Below are 22,195 nucleotides of genomic sequence, written 5' to 3'. Positions count from 1 at the left end.
ACGACTCAGAGCCAGTCGCTGTCGCTGCTACTGATTACCCAACTAGTTAGGCGTGCGGTTTGTGACCGTCTCACCGATACTATGTGTACCGTCCGTTCCAGCGGACGGCGGTCCCAGAGGCACACTATCAGACCGAACGGACTCGGTCGCCACTGGAATCACGGCGACTGCCCCCCAGACGGTCGCCGGTTTTTCCCGCGAACGCCGACGCTTTAACACCATTCGGCTAGAAGTGAGGTGTATGTCGCTCGAGCCACGCGTCGACCCGGCCGCTGATCGACGTGCGAACTACGACTATCAAAGCGAGGACGTCGACCGCCCGGCACTTGTCGCAGATCTCGAACGCGTAACAGACTGTGCAGTCCGGGCTGATTCGTACTCTCGTCAACTGTATGCAACAGATGCAAGCGCCTACGAGCTGACGCCAATCGCCGTTGCGTTCCCCGAATCGACGGCCGATGTCGCCGCCGTCCTCGAGTACTGTTCGAACCGTGGCATTCCCGTGCTCCCGCGAGGTGGCGGGACGAGTCTCGCGGGCCAGACGGTCAACCACGCCGTCGTCCTCGATTTCACGCGTCATATGAACGACCTCCTCGAGATCGATCCCGATGGCCGGACGGCAACGGTCCAGCCGGGAACGATCCTCGGGACGCTCAACGAGGCGCTTGCGCCCCACGACCTGAAGTTCGCACCCGATCCTGCCTGGGGCGACAAAAGCGCAATTGGCGGCGCAATCGGGAACAACTCGACCGGCTCACACTCGCTGAAGTACGGCAAAACGGACGCCTACATAGAGTCAGCCGAAGTCGTTCTCGCCGACGGCACCGTCACGGAGTTTGGCGAAGTCACACTCGAGGAAATCGCTGAGAGAGCCGACGCCGAGGGCGATCTCGAGGGCCGGATCTACGCCGAAGTCGACCGCATTCTCGACGAGGAGAGCGAGGTCATCGAGGAGGCCTATCCCGATCTCAAGCGAAACGTTTCGGGGTACAACCTCGACAGACTCGTCGCGGAAGCACGGGGCAACGACCTCCCCGGCGACGAGGACACTAGCGAAGCGGGCACAGTCAATCTCGCGCGGCTGTTAGCCGGCAGCGAGGGGACGCTCGCAATCGTCACCGAAGCGACCGTCTCGCTCGAGTCGGTGCCCGAAACGAAGGCCGTCTCGCTGCTTTGCTACAGCGACCTCCACGAAGCGATGGCGGACGTCGAGCCAATTCTCGAACACGACCCTGCGGCGGTCGAAGTGCTCGATGACGTATTGATCGACCTCGCGCGCGGAACCGCCGAGTTCGGCCCCGTCACTGGGATGTTGCCCGACGGCACGAACGCCGTCTTGCTCGTCGAGTTCTACGCTGACGACGCCGACCACGGCCGCGAGCAGGTCGCTGGCTTGCTCGCGGATCGCTGTCCCGACGTGACGGGCGCAGGCGAGCCTGCCGCCGACGCTCCCCAGCCGGATTCCGAGACGCTCGCAATCGATGCGCTCGAGGCCTACGACGAAGCCGAACGCGCCAAGCTCTGGAAGCTTCGTAAGTCCGGTCTCCCAATCTTGCTCTCGCGGACGACCGACGAAAAACACATTTCGTTCATCGAGGACACTGCGATTCCGCCCGCACAGCTACCGGAGTTCGTCGAGCGTTTTGAGTCAATCCTCGAGGTTCACGATACGTACGCCGCCTTCTACGCACACGCAGGACCCGGTGTCCTCCACATCCGCCCGCTAATCAGCACGAAGACCGAGATTGGCCTCGAGCAACTGCATGGAATCGCAGACGACGTGACGGATCTCGTCGTCGATCTGGGCGGGTCGGTGTCGGGCGAGCACGGCGATGGCCGAGCGCGAACCCAGTGGAATCGCAAACTCTACGGCGAGCGATTGTGGAAGACGTTTCAGGATCTCAAGACGGCGTTCGATCCCGACTGGCTCCTCAATCCCGGCCAGGTCGTCTTCCGCGAGGAGAACCCGACCGATCTGCGCGAACATCTGCGATTCGACCCCGACTACGAGTTCGAGGCCGGATTTGAGCCCAAACTCGAGTGGCAAAACGACAACGGCATGCAGGGCATGGTCGAACTCTGTCACGGCTGTGGGGGCTGTCGCGGCGAGCAATCGACTACAGGCGGCGTGATGTGTCCGACCTACCGGGCCAGCCGTGAAGAGATCACGGCGACCCGCGGCCGGGCGAACGCCCTCCGGCAGGCGATGAGCGGTGACTTACCACCCGGCGAGGCGTTCTCCGACGAGTTCGTCGAGGAGGTCATGGGCCTGTGTATCGGCTGCAAGGGCTGTGCAATCGACTGTCCAAGCGAGGTCGACATGGCGAAGCTCAAAGCCGAAGTCACCCACGAGTACCATGAGCGAAACGGCGCGACACTCCGTGATCGGCTTTTTGCAAACGTCGAAACACTCTCGAAGATTGGCTCACGGCTCGCTCCGCTGTCGAACGTCGGGCCGAAACTTCCCGGCGCGCGCACGCTACTCGAGAAGACCATCGGCATCGCTTCTGACCGGCCGTTACCGACGTTTAGCGAGACGACATTCTGTGACTGGTTCGAACAGCGAGACGGCGAAGCCGTCTCGGAAACGCGAGCGGTGACACCGCGAGCGCGCGGCGGCGCTGCCGTCGCTGAGGACGAGGCGACTCGAAAGGCCATCGTCTACCCTGACACCTACACGAACTACAGCAATCCCGCCGCCGGCAAAGCCGCCGTTCGCGTACTCGAGGCCGCAGGCATCCACGTCGCTGTCCCGGACGAACTCGGCGATACGGGCCGGCCGGCGTTCTCGAAGGGCTTTCTCGAGCAGGCCAGATCGACGGCGATTGACAACGTCGAAGCACTCGCACCGCGGGTCGCCGAGGGCTGGGATGTGGTCGTTATCGAGCCGTCGGATGCCGTCATGTTCCAGTCAGACTACCTCGATTTGCTCGGAGACGAGGCGACGGAGACGCTCGCGGGCGGCACGTATGGAATCTGCGAGTACATCGATACGTTCCGACTGGACAATGAGATTTCGTTCGACGAGTCTGCAGAGCGACTCACCTACCACGGCCACTGCCATCAGAAGGCAACCGCGAAAGATCACCACGCTGTTGGCGTCCTCCGTCGTGCGGGCTACGGCGTCGACCCGCTCGATTCGGGCTGCTGTGGCATGGCCGGCAGTTTCGGCTACGAGGCCGAACACGCCTCGATGAGCGATGCAATCGCGGCGATACTGTACGAACAGATCGACGACAGCGACGGCGACCGCGTCGTCGCACCCGGCGCGTCCTGTCGCACCCAACTCGAGCACCAGCCAGGAGGAAAGAAGCCACCGACACCGATCGAACTCGTTGCTGACGCCCTCGAGTAAGCGATTCGCCGTCAGCTCTTGTCTCCTCAGTGGGGCCAAAACCCCTACACTTACGATGCCGGGTCATCAACCCATGGCGACGATGACACCGGCCAGTCTCCTCGCGCTATTTTGTGCCATCATGTCCCTTCTCGCCGCTGGTCGGCTGGTGCTTACACAGCGGCGTGATCACGTCGATGTCGGTACGCTCCTCGTCGTCATCGGTATCACTTTCATGTCGGTACTTTGGCTCGCTATTGTGCGTTCCTGGAGCGGGGTAGCGGGCTGGTTCGCCCTCGCCAGCATCGGTGTTGGGCTGATCGCAATCGGATTGGGACAGATCGTCCGGTACTGGAACGAGCCCCGATACGACTCGAGACACCGTCCTGACGACAACGGATTGTGAGCATATCTGCCGATGTTCCGGTGGGCTTTTTCATCGATGAACAGCAGCCAGTCCGGGATTCACTCAATTACAAAAACGGAGTTTCGGTTTTCATCCATCGAGCGCTCCAATTCGACGAATGTCGACAGACCCTTTCACCCCAAAAAAGGGGACAGTCGGGTTCTCAGGACTGTATACTCTCTCAATTGGTCTGTTCCCTAAACTCATTCTCGTGCAACTTTTTCCGGGCTGCGATGGAAACAGTAGCTCTTTTACCCCTCTCGAGGCACCGTATAGACGAAATGAGCTACGACAAGATCGAGGTCCCTGACGCGGGAGCAAAGATCACGCTGAAAGAGGGGTCCGAGACTGAACTCGAGGTCCCGGACAACCCGATCATCCCGATTATCTACGGTGACGGTGTCGGGAGCGACGTCGGCCCAGCCGCACAGCAGGTGCTCGAGGCTGCTGCTGAGGCGACCGGTCGCGAGATCAACTGGATGCGTGTCTACGCGGGCGAGTCCGCTCGCGAGAAGTACGACGAGAACCTTCCAGAGGAGACTGTCGAGGCAATCAAGGAACACCGCGTCGCGATCAAGGGTCCGCTGACGACGCCCGTCGGCGCTGGCTTCCGATCGCTGAACGTCGGTCTGCGCAAACTGCTCGATCTCTACGCGAACGTCCGCCCAACGTACCACCTCGAGGGCGTTCCATCCCCCGTGAAAGAGCCGGAGCAGATGGACATGGTCACCTTCCGTGAGAACACGGAAGACGTCTACGCCGGCATCGAGTGGGAAGCCGGCACCGACGAGGTCCAGCAGGTCAAGGAGTTCGTCGAGGAGGAAATGGGCGCAGACGACGTCATCCACGACGGCCCCGTCGGCATCGGCGTCAAGCCGATCACGGAGTTCGGAACGAAACGCCTCGTCCGCGAAGCCATCGACTACGCCCTCGAGAACGACCGTGACTCCGTTACCCTCGTCCACAAGGGTAACATCATGAAGTTCACCGAAGGCCAGTTCCGTGACTGGGGCTACGAGGTCGCCGAAGAGGAGTACGGTGACGAGGTCATCACCGAGGACACCCTCTGGGAGGAACAAGACGGCGAAGTCGACGACGACACGCTCGTTGTCAACGACCGCATCGCGGACAACATGCTCCAGCAGCTCCTGACCCGAACGGACAACTACGACGTCATCGCCACCATGAACCTGAACGGCGACTACATGTCCGACGCCGCCGGCGCACAGATCGGTGGCCTCGGCATCGCCCCCGGTGGCAACTTCGGCGAAGGCCGCATGCTCGCCGAACCCGTCCACGGCTCCGCACCAAAGTACGAGGGCCAGGACAAGGTCAACCCGACCGCGATGATCCTCTCGGGCCGCATGATGCTCGAGTACATGGGCTGGAACGACGCCGCAGACCTCGTGCGCGACGCCGTCGAGGAGACGATCTCCTCGGGCAAGGTCACGTACGACTTAGAGCGCCAACTCGAGGACGCCGAGAAACTCGCCACGAGCGAGTTCGCTGACGAAGTCGTCGAAAACATCGAGAAACTCTCGTAGAGAGTCTCTCGGACAGTCAGGCCGCAAAGCGGTCTGACGCTTTCTCGTCTCCGCTGGCAGGTATCGCCAGCGTCTCATTTTCTCTACTGCTTGGTACTGGTGAGTTACCGGCTACCACACGCTCGAGTGTGCTGGCTCGATTCGATCAGTCGCTGATCGAATCAGTGTCGCCAGTCCGCGGGGTGGTGTGTGGCGGGTCGTTTCGTGTCCGCTCGAGGACGCCAACCAGGCCCGCAATCGCGATGAATCCGAGCATGATGAGGGTCTCGAGTCCGGTTGGGTCGGGATCGGCGCTGGGGTCGATCACGACGAGGCTCGCCCCGATGAGACAGACACCCAACACGAGCGTTGCGGGTGCGAGGGTTGCTTGTGGGATCGACGAGGTCGGCAGCGAAAGCGTCGATTCCCGTCCGGCGATGGCATCGAGACTTGCGTACCGACCGCCGAGTGCGGTCGCAACGACGAGACTCGCAAGCAGCAGGGGACCGAGCCGGACGAATCCGAGTGCGGTCAAGAGGAGGAGGTAGCCGATTGCAAGCAGCCCCATTGTGCGCGTTCGCCAGCCGACAATCAGCGCGAGGCCTGTCGCGGTCTGTATCACGGCAAACACCACCACCCAGGCGCTCATGGCGGGAAGGACGAGACTCTCAATGAGTAGCCCGACTGGAGAGAGGTGCGTCGCTGCATTTGCTTGGAACTCGACTGTCTGTGTCTCGACTGACGCCCAGCCGGGCAGCCCAGGGTCCGTTCGGACGAAGATTTCTTGCAGGAATCGGTAGCCAACGAAGATTCGGAGCGCGTCGGCTGCGACCAACGTCGGCGTTCCGCCACGCCAGACCGCAATCAGTCCGCCCGCAGTGAGCGCGGTGAAAATCATCATCTCGAGGCCGATGAACTCGACGCGGGAGGCCTCGACAGCCGGCATCGAGAGCAGGTAGTAGACGGATACCAGACTCAACCCTGCTGCGAGTCCTGGGTACCAGCGTTTTGCAATCGGGAGTGGGTGATTGAGAACGCGAGTGAGTCGGCCGATCGCATCCGTTCGAGACTCGAGGATTGCGTCGAGTCCGTAGTAGCGGCCCGCGTTTGCGACGAAGACAAAGACAATCGGGACGGTAAACAGCGGTGATGTTCGGATCGTCCCGAAGTGAAACACGGGCAGGAAGTACAGCAGTCCACAGAGGGCTGCTGGGCGCGTCCAGAGGCCGACGATCAGCGCAAGTGCAGTGAGCAACTGCGCAACGGTTGCAATGTAGCTCCATTCGGCTGCATAGGGAATAACGACCGTCTCGAGGAGCGTCGCGTACCAACTGTAGACGCCATCCTCGATGACTCGTTCGGAGACGCGCGTGATGTCGCCGCCGGCGTTCGCGCCGATCCAGTCCTCGTTCGGACCCGATGCGAGCGTGCCGAGTTTCCACCAGCCGCCCGCGAACACTTCATACAGCAATAGCAGGCCAATAAACACCCGTGTGCCAGCGATCCATGATCCTGCGGAGTCTCCGAGCGACGATTCATCATTGCCGCTTGTTCTCTCTAACATCTCTAGAGTAGAGATTACTAAATACTAATAAAACTAACTAAGATATTATTAATTATTTGGCTGGTGTGGGGTCGAGTGATAGCTAGCGTTGCGCCTCCTTACGACGAAACGATAACACTCACCACGAGCGGACGGCTACGGGCGTACAATGACTGACGTACGCATCATGGGTGTCGACGAGGCAGTCACGCGAGCGGATGCGTTCGACGTTCGACAGACGGTGTTCGTCGAGGAGCAGGGCGTTGACGAGAACCTCGAGTACGACGTACACGACGAGCCCGATGCGAGTGCGGATCATTTCGTTGCCTATGACGGCGACAGCGAGGATGCGACTGGCGAGCCAATCGGTGCCGCGCGATTGCGAGAGTCTGACCCCGGAATCGGCAAAGTCGAACGCGTTGCCGTCCTCGAGTCCCACCGCGAAGACGGTGTGGGTCGAGCGCTCATGGAGAAAGTCGAAACCCGGGCTCGAGAACGCGGCCTCGACTCGCTGAAACTCCACTCCCAGACTCGAGCAGCGCCGTTTTATGACCTGCTTGGATACGACCGTCACGGCGAGGAGTTCGAAGAGGCTGGCATCCCGCACGTCGAGATGCGAAAATCGGTCTAATTTGATTGGCCGCGACTGACGCTGATGGGCAGTTACTGGGCGAGATAGCCGCCTTCGACGGGAAGCGTCGTACCGGTCACGCGTGAGGAGAGATCCGAGGCGAGAAAGACCACGGCGTTGGCGATTTCTTCGGGGTCAGCGAGACCCGGCATCGGCTCAGTTTCGTGGAACTGGTCTTCCATTTCGGGGTGTTCCTCGATGGTCCGCTCGATCATTTCCGTGCGAACGATTCCCGGCGCGACGGCGTTCGCGCGGATACCATCCTCGGCGTACTCGAGTGCTGCGTACTTCGTGAGATGGCTAACTGCTGCTTTCGCCGCGCCGTAGCCGCTGTACTGCGGGACGGCGACTTCGCCACCAATCGAGGAGGCACTGATAATCGAACCGCCGCCATCGGCCAGCATCGCCTCGATGCCGTACTTCATCCCGTACCAGACGCCTTTTAGATTCACGTCGATCACCTGCTCGAAGGATGCGTTGTCGTACTCCTCGAGTCGGGCGACTGGCCCCTCGATAGCCGCGTTGTTGTAGAGGACGTCCAGTCCGCCGTACTCCTCGAGGGCGGTTTCGATCATCGCCTTCGCGTTGTCGGGGTCTGAGACGTCCGTTTCGACGAACGTGGCCTCGCCGCCCGCTTCGGTGATCGTTTCGACGGTCGCTTCGCCGCCATCGACGTCGATATCGGCTACGACGACGGCCGCCCCGTGGTCAGCGAACGTCGTCGCCGTTGCTCGTCCAATTCCAGATCCTGCACCGGTGATCACTGCAACCTTGTCCTTGAGTAGATTCATGACCAGTGGTTCACTGTCGAACCAGTTAGCCGTGGTGCCAGCATGCACTCGACTGACAACGGAGTCAGCGAGCACCGACTCTCGAGGCGAAAAACTCACTCACCGCGGTCGCAACTGTGGACTCCTGGGAGACGAAAAAGTGGTCGCCTGCGATCGGAACGAGGTCTACTGTGGCTGTTTCAGCGTCCGTTGTGGGTGTTCGCTCGCGGAGGTGGGAGACGATCGGTTCCCAGTTCACCGTCGTATCGCGTTCGCCGTAGACCACTTGAATCGGACACTCGAGTGTCGTCAGCGCCTCGCGGGCGTCGAGGTCGGCAGCGAGTTTGTCGGTCGGTGCCAGTGCGGAGACAGCCTCGAGGGTGTAGTCGGTACTCGCGGCGGCAAGAATAGCGAGTGTTGCGCCGAAACTGTAGCCAAAGAGTCCGACGCGGTCGTATCGCTCGCTCGCCCAGTGGAGCGCGTTCTGTACGTCAGTACATTCGCCGTAGCCGTCGTCCCACGGGCCGTAATCGAACCTGAGACTGGCAATACCGGCCTCGGCGAGCGCATCGCTGACGGCGACCAACCGCGAGTCGCTGCGCGACCCTCGCTGCTGGGGATGGGGCGGACAGGCAACGACGAGTGCCGTTGCGTCGTCGGGATCAGTGAGCGTCCCTCGAACGTCGCGTCCACCGGGAACGAGCACGTTGCTCATGTGCGGGCGTACGCGCCCATGGTACTCAAAAGCCTCGCAGGCAGCCGTCACAAAGCGCGAAGAACGATTTGCGCAGTCAGATTCCCGTTTCTGGTACAAGAATACAGATATTATCGGCCGCTGGGTACTTCTCTGTCTGTCGCTGATGTGATGTTTTTAAGGGTGACGAGCGATAGGTAGGAGTATGGGCATCCTCTCTCGGACCTCCTACGTCATCCGGTCGAAGATCAACTCCATCCTTAACCGGGCTGAGGACCCGACCGAAACGCTCGATTATTCCTACGAGCAGATGCGCGACCAACTCCAGGAGGTCAAACGCGGTATCGCCGATCTGACGACGCAGAAAAAGCGCCTCGAGATGCAAAAACGCCGTCTCGAGGATAACGTCGAGAAACACAACGAGCAGGCTCGCACGGCGGTTCAACAGGACCGCGAAGATCTGGCACGGCGAGCACTCGAGAAAAAGAAGACGAAGATGAACCAGATCGAGGACCTCGATCGCCAGATTGCGGAGCTTCAGAACCAACAGGACAGCTTGATCGAGCAAAAAGACGAACTGCAGGCTCGTATCGAGGAGTTCCGCACGAAGAAAGAAACGATGAAAGCCCGTTATGAGGCTGCCGATGCGAGTTCGACGGTTTCGGAGGCCATGACCGCGACGGGCGAGGAGTTCGAGGACGTTGGCAGAGCCATCGAACGCGCTGAAGAGCAGACCGAGGATATGGAGGCTCGCGCCGCAGCACTCGACGAACTCCAAGAAACTGGCGCGTTCGACGACGTCATGTCCGATAAGGATAACATCGACCGCGAACTCGAGGAGCTCTCAACCGGCAGCGGCGTCGAAGCCGAACTCGAGACGCTCAAATCGGATGTCGGTGCGGAGACAGAGCCCGAACCGAGCACAGACGCCGCTGCGGAGGCTGATGTCGAGTCAGTCGATGAGGATGTTGCACCTGAGCCAGAGCCCGCTGGCGACATCGACGAGAGCGAACTCGAAGACCTCGAAGAGGAGGTTGACGACTCGGAAGTCGAAGCCGAACTCGCGGAACTCAAAGACGAAGAGAGCAACTGAGGCGGGCTGTTGGACGCCCCATCACGTCGGCGTTCCAACGACCGTGATATCGTAGTCAGCGATATCGTCGGGTGACTCGAGCAAGACGACCTGAAACTCCCAGGTTGCCTCTCCGGAGAGGTCGCCGGTACTCGCGAGGTATCGGCCAATCTGATCGCTGTTGTCGTTGTAGACCCGAACGCGGACTTCGACGAGTTCGATGCGGCTTGTGCCATCGTTTTCAACTGTTCCTTGGATAGTTGATCCGAGATAGTCGTCTTCGAAGACGAACTCGTGGTCGGTGAGTCCGAGTGCGTCGACGCGCGTGACGCCTTCGTGTGTCTCCTGTTCGGCGACGGCTTCTGCGGCGCTCATCTGTTCTGCCGTGCGGGGTTCGCCATCAATCTCACCGACGTCACCGTCTTCGTAGTGAGGATCGCCATCGAGTGAGACGCCGTCTCCCTCGAGACACCCTGCAAGTGCGGCGGTTGTCGCCGTTCCTAACCCGACCAGTACTGATCGCCGTTTGTACGGTCGCTGTTCAGCGTGTGTTTGTTCCGTGGGCGTCCGCTGGTCAGTCATACAGTGACCCTCCGTACTCGAGTCGGCTGTTCACTACTGCTCATAGAAAGAGCGTCGCCGTGAAGGCCTGTTAGTGTACACCCTGAACCTGAACGAGTGTGGCTGTGTCGGGCGCTCGCTTGCGTTTCGCTTCAGTGTGCAACGCGTGGCCTTATTGTCGAGTGCGTTGGATTGACACTATGGCATCGTCGGATAGTGACGAGTCGCTCGAGTCTCATGGCTCCGAAATTGGGCATCAGACGAACGTGTTTGTACGGGTGCGAGAGTGGTTTCTTGTCAAAGGCAGTCGACTCTACGTCGCGACTATCATTTCACTTGCCATTTTCGTGCTCTTTTTGCTGTTGAACGAACTCGGCATCATCGCGTTCGTCAACGACGATTCGGTCACGCGCTTGGCTGGCGGGATGATTGCCGGGACGTTTTCGCTGGTGACGCTCGTCGTCTCGATCAATCAACTGATTCTGTCACAGGAGTTCGTCACAGCAGATACGGCTCGCGAGCAACTGACGGGCGTCATGGAGTTCCGGAGTGACCTCTCGGCGCTTGCACAGGTGCCCGCGAGTCCAGCTTCGCCAACTCGCTTTTTTGAACTCATCGTCGAGGCCATTAACGACCGCGCCACGACACTCGCTGATGCTGTCGACGCCGAAAGCGATGGTGGCGAGATTATCCATCAGTTTACTGACCGGGTCGAACAAAGCTCCGAGCAGATCAACAACACGCTCGAGCAGACGAAATTCGGGACGTTCGAGGCCGTTTCGGCGGCGGTTGCGTACAATGGTGCCTGGCAGCTGTATGCTGCACGCCATATTCAGGGGCGCTACGACGAGTCGTTATCTGAAGAAGCCAGTGAGGCACTCGAGGAGTTGATCTCGTTGATCGAGTTGTTCATCACTGCTCGCGAGCACTTCAAGACGACGTATCTTCAGCGCGAGCTAACGCGATTCTCTCAGTTGACGATCTACTGTGGTGTGCCGGCGATTCTCTCGGCGATGACGATTGGGTTCATCTATGCCGATTTCGCCGGGCCGACAGTCCATGCGGTGTATCTGCCCTATATTATCAGCGCGCTCATCGCCGTCGTTGCCTCACCGCTTGCGCTGTTGGTGTCGTACATCCTGCGGACAGCAACCGTGACGCGGCGAACGACGTCGATCGGTCCAATGGTTCCACAGAAAGATCCTGATAGCGGGCCGTTCGACGTGAGTGCCGGTGAAAACCAGGAGTAAGCTGACTCACTAGCTACGGTGAGGGTGGGGCGGCCTCGCCCGCACGAGCGCCACCAACGAGTTCACTCGAGCGGAGATACGCACGTGACTGTCGCACTCAAAGCAGGTGACGGCCAATTACTTATTTCGGTCCTCATGATACCGCTCAGTTGATGGGCCTTCGAGAGGCGCTGCAGCCGACGTCCAGCGAGCAGATCAATCTTCGTGATGACTTGAGTGCTGGAACGAACGTGACCCTGCACTTCGTCTTGCTCGGCGGACTCGCCTGGGCATCCGGACAGCCGTTTCTCTTTCCGAGTCTGGGACCGTCGGCGTATCTGCTCGCGACCGGCGACAATCCGCGTGCAGAGGGCGCGTATCACGTCATCGGTGGCCACGCTGTTGCGGCTCTCTGTGGATTGATCGCGTATCTGGTCCTCGCTGATGGACTCGTGGTCGTCGACGCCTTCGATCAGGGCGAGCGCTTCTCGACTGACGTCGCCCGACTCGTCTTGAGTGGCATCGTGGCGATGGTGTTGACGACGGTCGGCATGCTCTGGTCGAACACGAACCACCCGGCCGCCTGTGCAACGACTTTGATCGTCGCGCTCGGATTGATGTCGACACTGCTCGAGGCGGTAATCATCGTTGTTGCCGTTGCGTTGCTCGTCTGGTTCCACGGTGTCATCGTTGATCGGGTACAGGACTTCTTTGGTGTCGAACCGGAAGATCCACGCTGATAGGGCGCTCGATCAGCGTCTGTTCAGGATTCGTTTTGTTCACTCTCGCGTCTCGAGGGTGCTGTCTCGGTGTCGTCGAATGGTGACGTGGCCGTATCGGCGGCGCTCGTCTCGACAACCAGTGAGAACAACCAGCCCAGAAACAGGCCGTACAGTGCGTGGCCAACGAGACTTTCGAACGCAAAGAACGGGAAGCCAGCTGTGTCGAGTCCGCCAATGGCGAGCCAGGTAGGGACCAACGGCAGTAACGCCCAGATGGCAAGTCCGTAGACAAAACCGGCGAGTGTGAGTCGCGTGCTGACACCCATCGAGTCAAGGAAGTCGGCATCCGCATGGGTCATCAGCGTCCCCCGTATGAACTCTCGAGAGACAAGAAAGCCAAAGAGAAGGCCGAGAACGAGCCCGTGGGCGATGTGAAAGATCCAGCCAGCGGTTCCTATCGGATCGATTCCGTAGAGTGCTGGTATCGTCTCGGTGATGATAGTCGGGTTGACTGCCCATAATACGAACCCAAACGTGAGTGATCCGACGATGCCGCCGATTGCACCACCGAGTATCCAGTTTGTCGTCCCGATTTGCCTGTTCGTTTCCGTGTCTGACTGGTTACTCATAGCACCTCGGCTACACCGAGTAGCAAGAAAAAGCACCCAGTAACAGTCACTGAAACGAGACTATGTCTGTGGGTTACTCACTCCCATCGGCGTCAAGCAGCGCCTCTGCACGCGGGAACAACACGTTATTCTCCCGATGGACGTGCATGTGGGTATTACGCTCGAGGGCAGCGAGGCGCTCGAGCATCGCCCGATAGCTCGTACAGGCATCGTCCGGAATCTCGTAGCCGTCAGTGAGGGTGTGTAGTCGCTCGAGTCGGTCGCCCGTCTCGTCGTGGTCGGCCTCGAACTGCTCGAGTTCGTCTCGGAGTGTCTTTCGTTCCTCGTTCGTTAGTGCAACGCCATCATCCAGTTTCTTGATGAGTGGAAACGCGCGGTGTTCCTCGTCGGCGATATGGCTGTCCAACTCGTCAGCTAACGCGGCAAACTCGGTTTCGACGGTTCGAAGCGCTGGTTCACGATCACCGTGGACGCCCGCGACTTTCTCGACAAGATCTCTGAGCGGCTCGAGTTCGGTTCGCAAATAGCGATGATGCTCCCAGACGATCAGATTCGCCAGTTGCGTCAGCGTCTCCCATTCGTGTTCGATTTCGCCGTCTGACTGTACGGCCACAATCCGACCACGGACCGTCTCGAGGTCGTAGCCGCCGGCCTCGCAGGCTGTCGCGAGCGACCGGTCGCCACCACAGCAGTAGTCGATGCCGAGGTCGTCGAACACGCGGCTCGAGGCCGGGTTCGAAGCGACGAGGTCACCAAGTGAATCCGCCGGATCAATATCGAGTGTCGTATGTGCCATTGTAATCACCTGGAACCAGCGGACTGTCAGTCATACACAGCCGTCACTCGTCCCATACGACTCTTCCGGACACACACCAAAAGCCGCAGTCCCGAATATGATCGCTTCCCAGTCCAGTGGACCTGTGTTCCTACAGCGGGCCACCGACGAGGACAAGTTTCGCCGTGTCAGTCCCCGAATTGACGAGTTGGCGCGTCTCTGCCGGGTCGAGTCGAATCGCCTCTTCGGCCTCGAGTGTCACCGTCTCGTCTGCGTCTGTCAGTGCCACATCGATTTCGCCCTCGAGGACGTAGTAAATCTCTTCCTGGCCGGTTTCCGTTTCGTCGTGTTCCATTCCCTCCGTGCCAGGTTCGAGTTCGAGGAGGGTGAAGCCGACTGACTCGGCCTTGAGTTCGTCTTTCAGAAACCACATTCCACCTGCTTCGGCGGGAACGACTGAATCTGGATCGGTCTTTGCAGCAGTTTCGTAGCCCATGCCTACGCTTCCGCGTGCCATCCCCATAGGCGTGTGGAACGCAGAAGATCTCGAGCTTACTTCGCATACAACGAGTATGCGATCACGACAAAGCCAGCCAACACGAGGAGACTTTCGAGGAGAATTCCCATCTCGAGCGTAACGTTGAGTGATTCTGTCGAGATTCCTGCGAGTACGAGACCGAGTGTGACGAGTCCAAATCCGATCGCGAGATAGCCAAGCGGGCGCTGGCGCGTGCGCTGGTAGGCCCGGTACGCGAAGTACGTGATTACGCTGCCAACGATCAGTACGAGCGTTTTCACGACGGTCAGCGCGATCATAATCGTCGACTCGGTGACGGCAAGACTCGACATAGCTGTCAGGCGCGACATGAGCGACGACAACCAAGAACCTTCCCGTTCGCGCATGTCAGTAACCCACGACTGAAGTCGTGGGCTTGTCAGTGGACTCCCCTTCTGCCGTCGAATTGACGGAGGCTGTGTAATCGCCATTCAGGTTCAGCGTCCCTGACGTTAGCGCACACTGACAGGGTGCGCCTCCACTCGAAGACTTCTGCCTCGAGTGGAGTTTTTTGAGAAGTTTGCGAGCAATGTTTTTGCTCGCATTATAATCTGCGTTCAGTTCGTACTCGCACTTCTGACACACGAACTGGTGTTTTGACTGCCGATTAGACTCGTGGGTAAACCCGCACGACGAACACCGCTGACTCGTGTACGCCGGACTCACCTGTTCCGTCTCGATGCCGAACATCTCAGCTTTGTATTCGACGTAGTGATACAAGCGCCGGAACGCCCATGCATGGAAGCGTTTTGCACCCGCCATCCGGTCACGAATTCCGGTCAGGTTCTCGAACGCAACGTGCGTGCAGTCGTGGTCACGGGCTTCTTCGAGAATCTGGTTCGAAGCGCGATGGAGTTCGTCTTGCATCCAGCGGTGTTCGCGGTCTTTCATCGATTGAATCGACAGGTGTGCCGACCGCATCCCAGTCTGTTGCAGTGACCCGCGAGTCTTCTCGAACGCTCGGCGTCGATGATTCATCTCGTCAGCGTTTCCGATGAACACGCCTGTCGAAGTCACGGCGAGCGAACCGTCCACGTTTAGGTCAACGCCAAGGACTGTTCTGTGCTTGGTATCAGAAGACGCTGTGGACTGCTCTCGGTCATCACGTTCGAGTCGGCGCATCCGTGCATGGAGATAGAACGACTCTGTGGAACGGTCGTACTGCAATGTGGACATACGGAACTCGTAGTCCTCGTTCAGCAGATACTCACCAATTGGTGTTCCCTCTGGTTTGGTTGGAATCACGTAGTCGCACTCGACACGGCCGTTCACCGTGGACAGAGAGACGTGATCGCGGTGGAACGTTGCGCTTCGTTTGTCATAGACAACGCTCCACGTGTCGAAGTGCGGTTGACTCGTCTTGTCGCCGTCCTTGAGTCGAGCGACACCGCTTTTTGTAGCCTCTATAGCGCGTCGAATCCCTTTCTGCACGAGATTCGCGGTCAACTCCGTCTCACTACGAAGTCTGTCGTAGAGGGCGTTCTCAGCACTCTGTTTCGAGGTTATACAGTAGTCGTGTGGGTATCTCCACGCCCAGTCTGCCGTCGTATTGGCACAGTGGAGGAACTGGTCTTTGGTCTGATGGAGGTCGTCACACCGCTCTGTAGGGACATCGAGTTTGACTTTGACGGTGCGAATCACGTCCTCCATCCGTATTTCACATATTGAATTAATTCTTTATAAATTCTATGACCCACGTTGGGGAGTCCGACTGCTATCGTTCGTGGATTGTTCGAGCCTTGTCGGATTCCTCCCACGACTGAAGTCGTGGGCTTCCTCCTTGCATTTCTGTGACGGGAGGCCGACAGCACTCTCTCTCTCAGATCGAGCGCGCGGAGTTGAGCACGACGAGCACACTGCTGAGTGCCATCGCGGCCGCGGCAAACAGCGGGTTCAGTAGCCCCGTGATCGCCAGCGGAATCGCAATCGCGTTGTAGACGAACGCCCAGCCGAGGTTCTGGCGAATCCGTCGGTTGGTACCCGCTGCCAGGTCGAACGTCGCTGCGACCGACTCGAGGTCGTCGCCGACGATAACGGCGTCTGCGGCGTCAGTCGCGAGTTCGGTCCCGCTGGCGAGTGCAATGCCCACGTCAGCGGCCGCAAGCGCCGGTGCGTCGTTGCTGCCGTCACCGACCATCGCGACGGTGCCGCGAGTGCGCAGCCGTCGAACCGTTTCGGCCTTCGCTTCCGGGGGCACGCCTGCAAAGACCTCGTCGACGCCCGCCACGTCGCGGAACTGATCCGCTGCCGCGCCTTCATCGCCCGTGAGCACGATGAGTTCCCGGCCCTCGGCGAGCGTCTCGAGCGCTTCATGCCAACGCTCGCGGGGCGTGTCGCCGACGACGATCACACCGCGGGCGCGTCCATCCCAGCCGACGACGACTGGCACGTCGCCATCGTCCCGCACAGCCGCAATTTGTGACTCGAGTGCAGGCGAAATCGACTGGTTGTACTCGCGACAGAGTGACGGGTGGCCAACGACGACTCGCTCGCCGTCGACGTGCCCGCTGACGCCGCGGGCGTGGCGCTTGAACCCATCGACGCTGACACTGCCCTCGAGGTCATCGATCCCGGCGTCACGTGCGGCTGCGACGATGGCGTTGCCGATCGGGTGTCCGGAGAGGGATTCGACGGCTGCGCCGCGGTGGAGGAGGTCGCGGTCGTCGATGGTGTCCGAGCCGATGATGTACACGCCGTCAACGGACATCGCGCCTTCAGTGAGCGTCCCGGTCTTATCGAGCACGACGATGTCGACGTCTGGGGCGTCCTCGAACAGCGTCTCCGCGGCGACGACGATGCCGCGTGATGCTGCTGATTGGATGCCTGAGGCGATTGCAAGCGGCGTTGCAAGCCCGAGTGCACAGGGACAGGAGACGATTATAACCGTGAGGCCAACGAGAAACGCCGCCGACACACTCGAGCCGGTTGCGAGCAATACGGCCGTCGTGAGGGTTGCAAGCACGACGACGAGCGGGACGAAGATTGTCGCGAGTTTGTCAGCGAGGCGCTGGACGCCCGGCCGGGCGCTCTGGATCGCCCAGAGCAGTGAGACGAGTCGGTCGTGGGTGCTTTCGGCATCCGGCCCAACCTCGACGACGAGCGGCGCGTCGGTGACGACGGTACCGCCCCGGACCGCGTCGCCGGGTGCCTTTTCGACGGGCAAGGATTCGCCGGTGACCAGTGACTCGTCGACGGCAGCGTGCCCCTCACAAACCTCGCCGTCAAGGGGGACGCGCTCGCCCGGCCGGACAAGGAGTCGATCACCGGGGTCCACAGTCGAAAGTGAGACGGTTTCACCCGACTCGAGGCGGGCCTCATCGACCTGTGCGTCGGTGAGATCGGATAACAGACCGGCCGCACGGCGTTTGATCCGCCCCTCGTAGTAGTTTCCTGCGGTTACCACGAGGACGACCGCGACCGAGACATCGAAGTAGAGATCGGTTCGGCCAAGCCCCATCGCGAGCGTGCTGTAGGCGTACGCGCCGAGTGCAGCGAGTGCAACGAGCAGGTCCATGTTCGGCATTCCAGCCCGGAGGCTGACGTACGCGCCCCGGAGAATGGGCCAGCCCGTGTAAAACAGGACGAACGAGGTCATGAGCCAGATGTTGACGACCAGGTAATAGCCGTCGTAGCTGCCGAATTCAGCCAGTGGCTCGTAGCCGAAATACGTCGGGTACAGAAAGACGCCGTACCACACCATCACCATCATCCCGAACAGCCCGCCGCCGATCAGGAACTTTATCAGCGCGGCATCGCGCGGTTCTTCTTCGCGCCCCTCGCCTCGAGAGCGCGCCTTGTAGCCATACCCTGAGACGATTCCAGGGAGGTTGTCTTCCGTGAGTTCGTCTGGATCGTACACCACCCGCAGGGTGTCTGTCGCGTAACTCGCCGCTGCACCTTCGACGCCGTCGGTGCCGGCGGCGCGCGTCTCGAGGAAGGCCTCGCAGGTCGAACAGTGCATGCCATCGACTGTGAGAAAGGCGTCCTCGCCTTCGAGTTCGTCCAGACTGGAACCGGACTCGGCCACGGGTTCGCCCTCGAGTCGGTCACGGACGGCCTCAGCGCTGACCTCGCTGTCGGCACGCTCGAGTGTTCGGTAGACCTCGAGACAGCCCTGACAGCAAAACGAGCCCGTGCCATCACCGGTGATCGGATCGGCGGGCGTTGGGAGCGAACAGAGCGTACAGTCATCGTCGGCTGCCGAATCGGACGTGCTTGCCGACTGATTCTCAGCGTCGCTCCCCGGGTTGTGTTCGGATTCGGATGACAGATTGCGGTCTGGAACCTCCATCTCGCAGTTACGACGACGAACCGCTCGAGTCGGATTCGCTGTCGTGATCGTGATGGGTGCCTGAAACTGGCCCGAACGCGATGTAGAGACACGTGAGAATAATCCCGACGTTGATCGCGGAGACAACCCCGGCAGGGACTGAACTAGCAAGTGCGTACCACGTAAGCGGTATGAGCGCAAGCAGCCCGATGGGTAGCGTCCGCCGCGGCGAGAGATCGGAAAGCGCCTCGAGTTGCATACGGGCCGTTTAGGAAGGACAGTACATAAATAAGTACCCCCGTTCCTACGGGTCTGGAATCGATGTAGTGATTATCATACCTGTTCTCTAAATCGGCCGTATGACCCAGCGGACAGCAGAGTCGGAGCAAAGACGAGAAATCGGTCACGACGAGTACGATCCGATCGGTACGCTCGCGTTGATCGGGTTGTACTTCTTGATTCTGGTGATTCTGTGGTTCTTCATGTACTTCGTGGAGTTCCTCGGCAATGATCCGACGGTCGTCGGTGCTATCGTGGCGGTGGTGGGGATCGCATGAATATCCATTCCTACGAGAAACTGTGGTTGGCTGCAGCCATGTTGTTGATCGTCGGCTTCATCGCGACGATCACGTACGGCTCGGTTGGTCTTGGAATCACGATGGTCGGCGATCAGGAACCGACTGTCGAACCCGACGCACTCAATGAAGACGAACGATTTGGTGAACCGCGAGTCGAACAGGTCGGTGAGAACGAGTACGAAGCCTATGTCATCGCACAGATGTTTACTTTCCAGCCTGAGACGATTGAAGTCCCCGAAGACAGTGAAGTAACCTTTTACGTGACCTCACGCGACGTTATTCACAGCTTCAGCGTCGCCGGCACCAACATCAATACGATGGCCATCCCCGGCGAGGTCGCCGAAATGACCGTCGAATTCGACGATCCACAGGAGTATGGCGTCGTCTGTAACGAGTACTGTGGTCCAGACCACCACAACATGGAAGGGCAACTGCACGTCGTCCCCGAAGACGACTTCGACCTTACTGAGCTGTCCGTCGACGCTCCCAATGAAGTCGACGCCGGCGAGGACGCGACTATCGATGTCGCCCTCGAGAACCGGATGCACGACACCCTCGAGACAACCGTCACACTCGAGGCTGGCGACGAGACGTTCACAGAAGACGTGACCGTCGACGGCGAAGACACCACAGAGACGACGTTCACGCTCGAGGAATCGCTGCTCGAGGCGGACGATACCGACTGGACGGTGACCGTTGACGACTACGAAGAGAGTGGAACGGTGACCGTGGTCGACGACTCAGCGGACGATGACGACGCTGCGGACGACGAGGACGCAGCTGATTCCGCTGACGCGGACGACGAGGACGCAGACGGAGGTGATGACGATGAGTGAGTCGCGAAACGCCTACATTGACTCGTTCCCTGCCGAAGCGAAGGTGATCCGGGCAGCGTTTTATAGCTCGTTCTTCGCGCTCGCGCTCGGTGGCGTGTTCGGCATCATCCAGACACTACACCGGACGGACGTTCTTCGGTTCATCGAGTCGGACACATACTATACCGTTCTGACCGCCCACGGTGTCTTCCTCGTCATTTCCTTTACCATCTTCTTCCTTGTCGGGATTTTCACCTGGGCGGTGACGACCAGTCTCGATCGGGAGGTCGAAGATATCCGATTCACTTGGGCTTGGTATTTGTTGATGGCGATCGGGATCACGCTAACCGGTATTGCAATCCTGTCCGGCTTTACCGACTCGATCGACATGAGCGCCGACGTGCTCTTTACGTTCTATGCGCCACTGCAGGCCCATCCGCTGTTTTACCTCGGATTGGTGCTGTTCGTCGTCGGAACGTGGCTCGCCGGCGCTGATTGGTTCCGCTCGTGGTGGGCCTGGAAGCAGGAGAACCCAGACGAGCGGATCCCGCTGCCGACGTTTATGGTGTTGACCACGATGTTGATGTGGTACATTGCGACGCTCGGTGTCGCTGCGGCAATCTTGCTGTTCTTACTGCCGTGGTCGCTTGGCCTGGTTGACTCAGTTAATCCATTGCTCACCAGAACGCTATTCTGGTTCTTCGGCCATCCCGTCGTCTACTTCTGGCTGATGCCGGCGTACATGATGTGGTACGTTCTGCTGCCAAAAGTATCGGGCGGGAAGCTGTTCAGTGACCCACTGGCACGGGTCGTGTTCGTCCTGTTCTTGATCCTCTCTGTGCCGACGGGGATTCACCATCAGTATCTCGACCCTGGCATCGCAGAAGGATTCAAGTTCATCGCGATGACGAACACGATGTTCCTCCTGTTGCCCAGCTTCCTCACTGCGTTCACCGTTGTCGCGAGCATGGAACACGGCGCTCGCCAGCGCGGCGGTGAGGGATACTTCGGCTGGCTCAAAGCCCTTCCGTGGCGTGACCCTGTCTTCACCGGCATGGCGCTTGCTGGCCTGATGTTCGCCGCCGCCGGTTTCTCCGGCATGATCAACGCCGGGATGAACATCAACTATCTCGTGCACAACACCTTCTGGGTCGTCGGTCACTTCCATCTCACCGTCGGCACCGCCGTCGCGTTGACGTTCATGGCCGTTACCTACTGGTTCCTCCCGCAGGTGACCGGCAAGGCGCTCTGGAGTCGCTCTGTCGCACTCGGTCAGGTCGTCCTCTGGTTCATCGGCATGACGTTCATGTCTAACGCGATGCACCGCGGCGGACTGCTCGGTATTCCCCGCCGAACCGCTGAACCGCAGTACGACGGCTTCGAGTTCGAGGCCGGCGTCGGTAGTGTCGCCGAACTCGACGCCCAGATCGCACTCGGCGGCGCACTCTTGACGCTCTCGCTCGTCCTCTTCTTCGCCATCGTCATTGGCACGGCGCTGAACGACCGCAGCGACACACTCCCAGCGAACAGCTACGCCGAGACACTTTCGGGCCCCGAAGACGCACCGCTCGTCCTCGACAACCTCAAACTCTGGACCGCGATTGCCATCGTGCTCGTGATCTTCGCGTACACGTTCCCTCTCCTGAGCATCATCGACCGCGGCGGTCTCTTCGGCCCCGACATCACACCCTTCCCGATGAGTCTCGACTCCATCCCACTCATCGCTGGAGCGCTCGAGCACCAGGCGTCTACTCTCGCTGCAAGCGCGAGCGATGCCGTGCAGTCGACCGCACTCGCGGTTACCTCGACCCTTGCAGAGGTGGTCGCGTAATGCGCATCTCGAAGGGCGGGCTGCTCGTCGTCCTCGCGTTTACCGTCCCGTTCCTCGTCGAACTCCGGACGGTCCTTGCGTGGTTTAATATTGAGTTGACGCCACTCGAGTCTGTCATCCTCGGCCTTCTCATCGTTGCCGCCATCATCGGCTGGGCCGTCTGGCCCGCTGCTGAGGAGACTGTGAATGATACCGGTCGCTCAGGAACAGATCCAGACACAGAACTAGACGAGACGTCAAACGGCAGTTAACTACC

At 59.8% G+C, this 22,195-nt stretch carries 22 protein-coding genes; 11 read left to right on the top strand and 11 right to left on the bottom strand.

Annotated features, from left to right (window positions below; genetic code table 11):
- The first annotated feature begins 241 nt into the window (after nucleotides 1-241).
- From G6M89_RS04260 to icd, 3 genes are all read left to right on the top strand, one after another.
- Nucleotides 242-3,355, top strand: a complete 3,114-nt coding sequence (locus tag G6M89_RS04260) for an FAD-binding and (Fe-S)-binding domain-containing protein (RefSeq protein ID WP_165160572.1) — start codon at nucleotides 242-244, stop codon at nucleotides 3,353-3,355.
- A 73-nt stretch (nucleotides 3,356-3,428) separates the two neighbouring features.
- Nucleotides 3,429-3,740, top strand: coding sequence for a hypothetical protein (locus G6M89_RS04255; protein ID WP_165160571.1), 312 nt, complete (start codon nucleotides 3,429-3,431; stop codon nucleotides 3,738-3,740).
- Nucleotides 3,741-4,021: 281 nt separating this feature from the next.
- The gene (gene icd / locus G6M89_RS04250; protein WP_165160570.1) at nucleotides 4,022-5,284 is read left to right on the top strand and encodes an isocitrate dehydrogenase (NADP(+)); all 1,263 of its coding nucleotides are present in this window, start codon (nucleotides 4,022-4,024) and stop codon (nucleotides 5,282-5,284) included.
- A gap of 145 nt (nucleotides 5,285-5,429) precedes the next feature.
- On the opposite strand, the gene G6M89_RS04245 is transcribed toward icd, so the two are convergent.
- Nucleotides 5,430-6,827: a hypothetical protein gene (locus G6M89_RS04245; protein WP_165160569.1), complete on the bottom strand. Its 1,398-nt coding sequence runs from the start codon at nucleotides 6,825-6,827 to the stop codon at nucleotides 5,430-5,432.
- Nucleotides 6,828-6,975: 148 nt separating this feature from the next.
- Here G6M89_RS04245 and G6M89_RS04240 point away from each other — a divergent pair, with 148 nt between their 5' ends.
- Nucleotides 6,976-7,437, top strand: coding sequence for a GNAT family N-acetyltransferase (locus G6M89_RS04240; RefSeq protein WP_165160568.1), 462 nt, complete (start codon nucleotides 6,976-6,978; stop codon nucleotides 7,435-7,437).
- Nucleotides 7,438-7,469: 32 nt separating this feature from the next.
- On the opposite strand, the gene G6M89_RS04235 is transcribed toward G6M89_RS04240, so the two are convergent.
- Together G6M89_RS04235 and G6M89_RS04230 are read right to left on the bottom strand one after the other, a co-directional pair.
- The gene (locus G6M89_RS04235) at nucleotides 7,470-8,228 is read right to left on the bottom strand and encodes an SDR family NAD(P)-dependent oxidoreductase (RefSeq protein ID WP_165160567.1); all 759 of its coding nucleotides are present in this window, start codon (nucleotides 8,226-8,228) and stop codon (nucleotides 7,470-7,472) included.
- 64 nt (nucleotides 8,229-8,292) lie between these two features.
- Nucleotides 8,293-8,922, bottom strand: a complete 630-nt coding sequence (locus G6M89_RS04230) for a dienelactone hydrolase family protein (RefSeq protein ID WP_165160566.1) — start codon at nucleotides 8,920-8,922, stop codon at nucleotides 8,293-8,295.
- Nucleotides 8,923-9,106: 184 nt separating this feature from the next.
- Between G6M89_RS04230 and G6M89_RS04225 the strand changes: the two genes are divergently transcribed.
- A complete protein-coding gene (locus G6M89_RS04225; RefSeq protein WP_165160565.1) occupies nucleotides 9,107-9,994 on the top strand; it encodes a PspA/IM30 family protein in 888 nt (295 codons plus the stop codon).
- A gap of 21 nt (nucleotides 9,995-10,015) precedes the next feature.
- Here the strand turns inward: G6M89_RS04225 and G6M89_RS04220 are convergent, their stop codons facing one another.
- Nucleotides 10,016-10,555, bottom strand: a complete 540-nt coding sequence (locus tag G6M89_RS04220) for an FxLYD domain-containing protein (protein ID WP_165160564.1) — start codon at nucleotides 10,553-10,555, stop codon at nucleotides 10,016-10,018.
- Between the two features lie 179 nt (nucleotides 10,556-10,734).
- Between G6M89_RS04220 and G6M89_RS04215 the strand changes: the two genes are divergently transcribed.
- A complete protein-coding gene (locus tag G6M89_RS04215) occupies nucleotides 10,735-11,784 on the top strand; it encodes a hypothetical protein (protein ID WP_165160563.1) in 1,050 nt (349 codons plus the stop codon).
- Nucleotides 11,785-11,936: 152 nt separating this feature from the next.
- Entirely contained in the window at nucleotides 11,937-12,503 is a 567-nt protein-coding gene (locus G6M89_RS04210) for an HPP family protein (RefSeq protein ID WP_165160562.1), read from the top strand.
- A 23-nt stretch (nucleotides 12,504-12,526) separates the two neighbouring features.
- On the opposite strand, the gene G6M89_RS04205 is transcribed toward G6M89_RS04210, so the two are convergent.
- From G6M89_RS04205 to G6M89_RS04175, 7 genes are all read right to left on the bottom strand, one after another.
- On the bottom strand, nucleotides 12,527-13,114 hold the full coding sequence (locus G6M89_RS04205; protein ID WP_165160561.1) for a hypothetical protein: 588 nt from the start codon (nucleotides 13,112-13,114) through the stop codon (nucleotides 12,527-12,529).
- A 73-nt stretch (nucleotides 13,115-13,187) separates the two neighbouring features.
- On the bottom strand, nucleotides 13,188-13,910 hold the full coding sequence (gene ric / locus G6M89_RS04200) for an iron-sulfur cluster repair di-iron protein (RefSeq protein WP_165160560.1): 723 nt from the start codon (nucleotides 13,908-13,910) through the stop codon (nucleotides 13,188-13,190).
- 130 nt (nucleotides 13,911-14,040) lie between these two features.
- Complete coding sequence (locus tag G6M89_RS04195) at nucleotides 14,041-14,385, bottom strand: cupin domain-containing protein (protein WP_165160559.1); 345 nt, start codon at nucleotides 14,383-14,385, stop codon at nucleotides 14,041-14,043.
- Nucleotides 14,386-14,441: 56 nt separating this feature from the next.
- Nucleotides 14,442-14,738, bottom strand: coding sequence for a hypothetical protein (locus G6M89_RS04190; protein WP_241175218.1), 297 nt, complete (start codon nucleotides 14,736-14,738; stop codon nucleotides 14,442-14,444).
- Between the two features lie 55 nt (nucleotides 14,739-14,793).
- Nucleotides 14,794-16,095 (bottom strand): RNA-guided endonuclease TnpB family protein, encoded by a 1,302-nt coding sequence (locus tag G6M89_RS04185; protein WP_165160557.1) that lies wholly within the window; start codon nucleotides 16,093-16,095, stop codon nucleotides 14,794-14,796.
- 169 nt (nucleotides 16,096-16,264) lie between these two features.
- Entirely contained in the window at nucleotides 16,265-18,736 is a 2,472-nt protein-coding gene (locus tag G6M89_RS04180; RefSeq protein ID WP_165160556.1) for a cation-translocating P-type ATPase, read from the bottom strand.
- 7 nt (nucleotides 18,737-18,743) lie between these two features.
- Complete coding sequence (locus G6M89_RS04175) at nucleotides 18,744-18,974, bottom strand: cytochrome-ba3 oxidase subunit (protein ID WP_165160555.1); 231 nt, start codon at nucleotides 18,972-18,974, stop codon at nucleotides 18,744-18,746.
- Nucleotides 18,975-19,074: 100 nt separating this feature from the next.
- Between G6M89_RS04175 and G6M89_RS04170 the strand changes: the two genes are divergently transcribed.
- The 4 genes from G6M89_RS04170 to G6M89_RS04155 are packed head-to-tail and all read left to right on the top strand — an operon-like array spanning nucleotide 19,075 to nucleotide 22,190.
- Nucleotides 19,075-19,272: a hypothetical protein gene (locus G6M89_RS04170; RefSeq protein ID WP_165160554.1), complete on the top strand. Its 198-nt coding sequence runs from the start codon at nucleotides 19,075-19,077 to the stop codon at nucleotides 19,270-19,272.
- On the top strand, nucleotides 19,269-20,129 hold the full coding sequence (locus G6M89_RS04165; protein WP_165160553.1) for a cytochrome c oxidase subunit II: 861 nt from the start codon (nucleotides 19,269-19,271) through the stop codon (nucleotides 20,127-20,129). Before G6M89_RS04170 ends, G6M89_RS04165 begins: the two co-directional genes overlap by 4 nt.
- Nucleotides 20,122-21,939 (top strand): b(o/a)3-type cytochrome-c oxidase subunit 1, encoded by a 1,818-nt coding sequence (locus G6M89_RS04160; protein ID WP_165160552.1) that lies wholly within the window; start codon nucleotides 20,122-20,124, stop codon nucleotides 21,937-21,939. Before G6M89_RS04165 ends, G6M89_RS04160 begins: the two co-directional genes overlap by 8 nt.
- The gene (locus G6M89_RS04155) at nucleotides 21,939-22,190 is read left to right on the top strand and encodes a CbaC protein (protein WP_241175217.1); all 252 of its coding nucleotides are present in this window, start codon (nucleotides 21,939-21,941) and stop codon (nucleotides 22,188-22,190) included. Before G6M89_RS04160 ends, G6M89_RS04155 begins: the two co-directional genes overlap by 1 nt.
- Nucleotides 22,191-22,195 lie beyond the last annotated feature (5 nt).

Source organism: Natronolimnobius sp. AArcel1 (assembly GCF_011043775.1).
GTDB lineage: Archaea > Halobacteriota > Halobacteria > Halobacteriales > Natrialbaceae > Natronolimnobius.
Note: the sequence above shows the minus strand (reverse complement) of the source record. Positions and strands in the feature narration are given on the sequence as shown.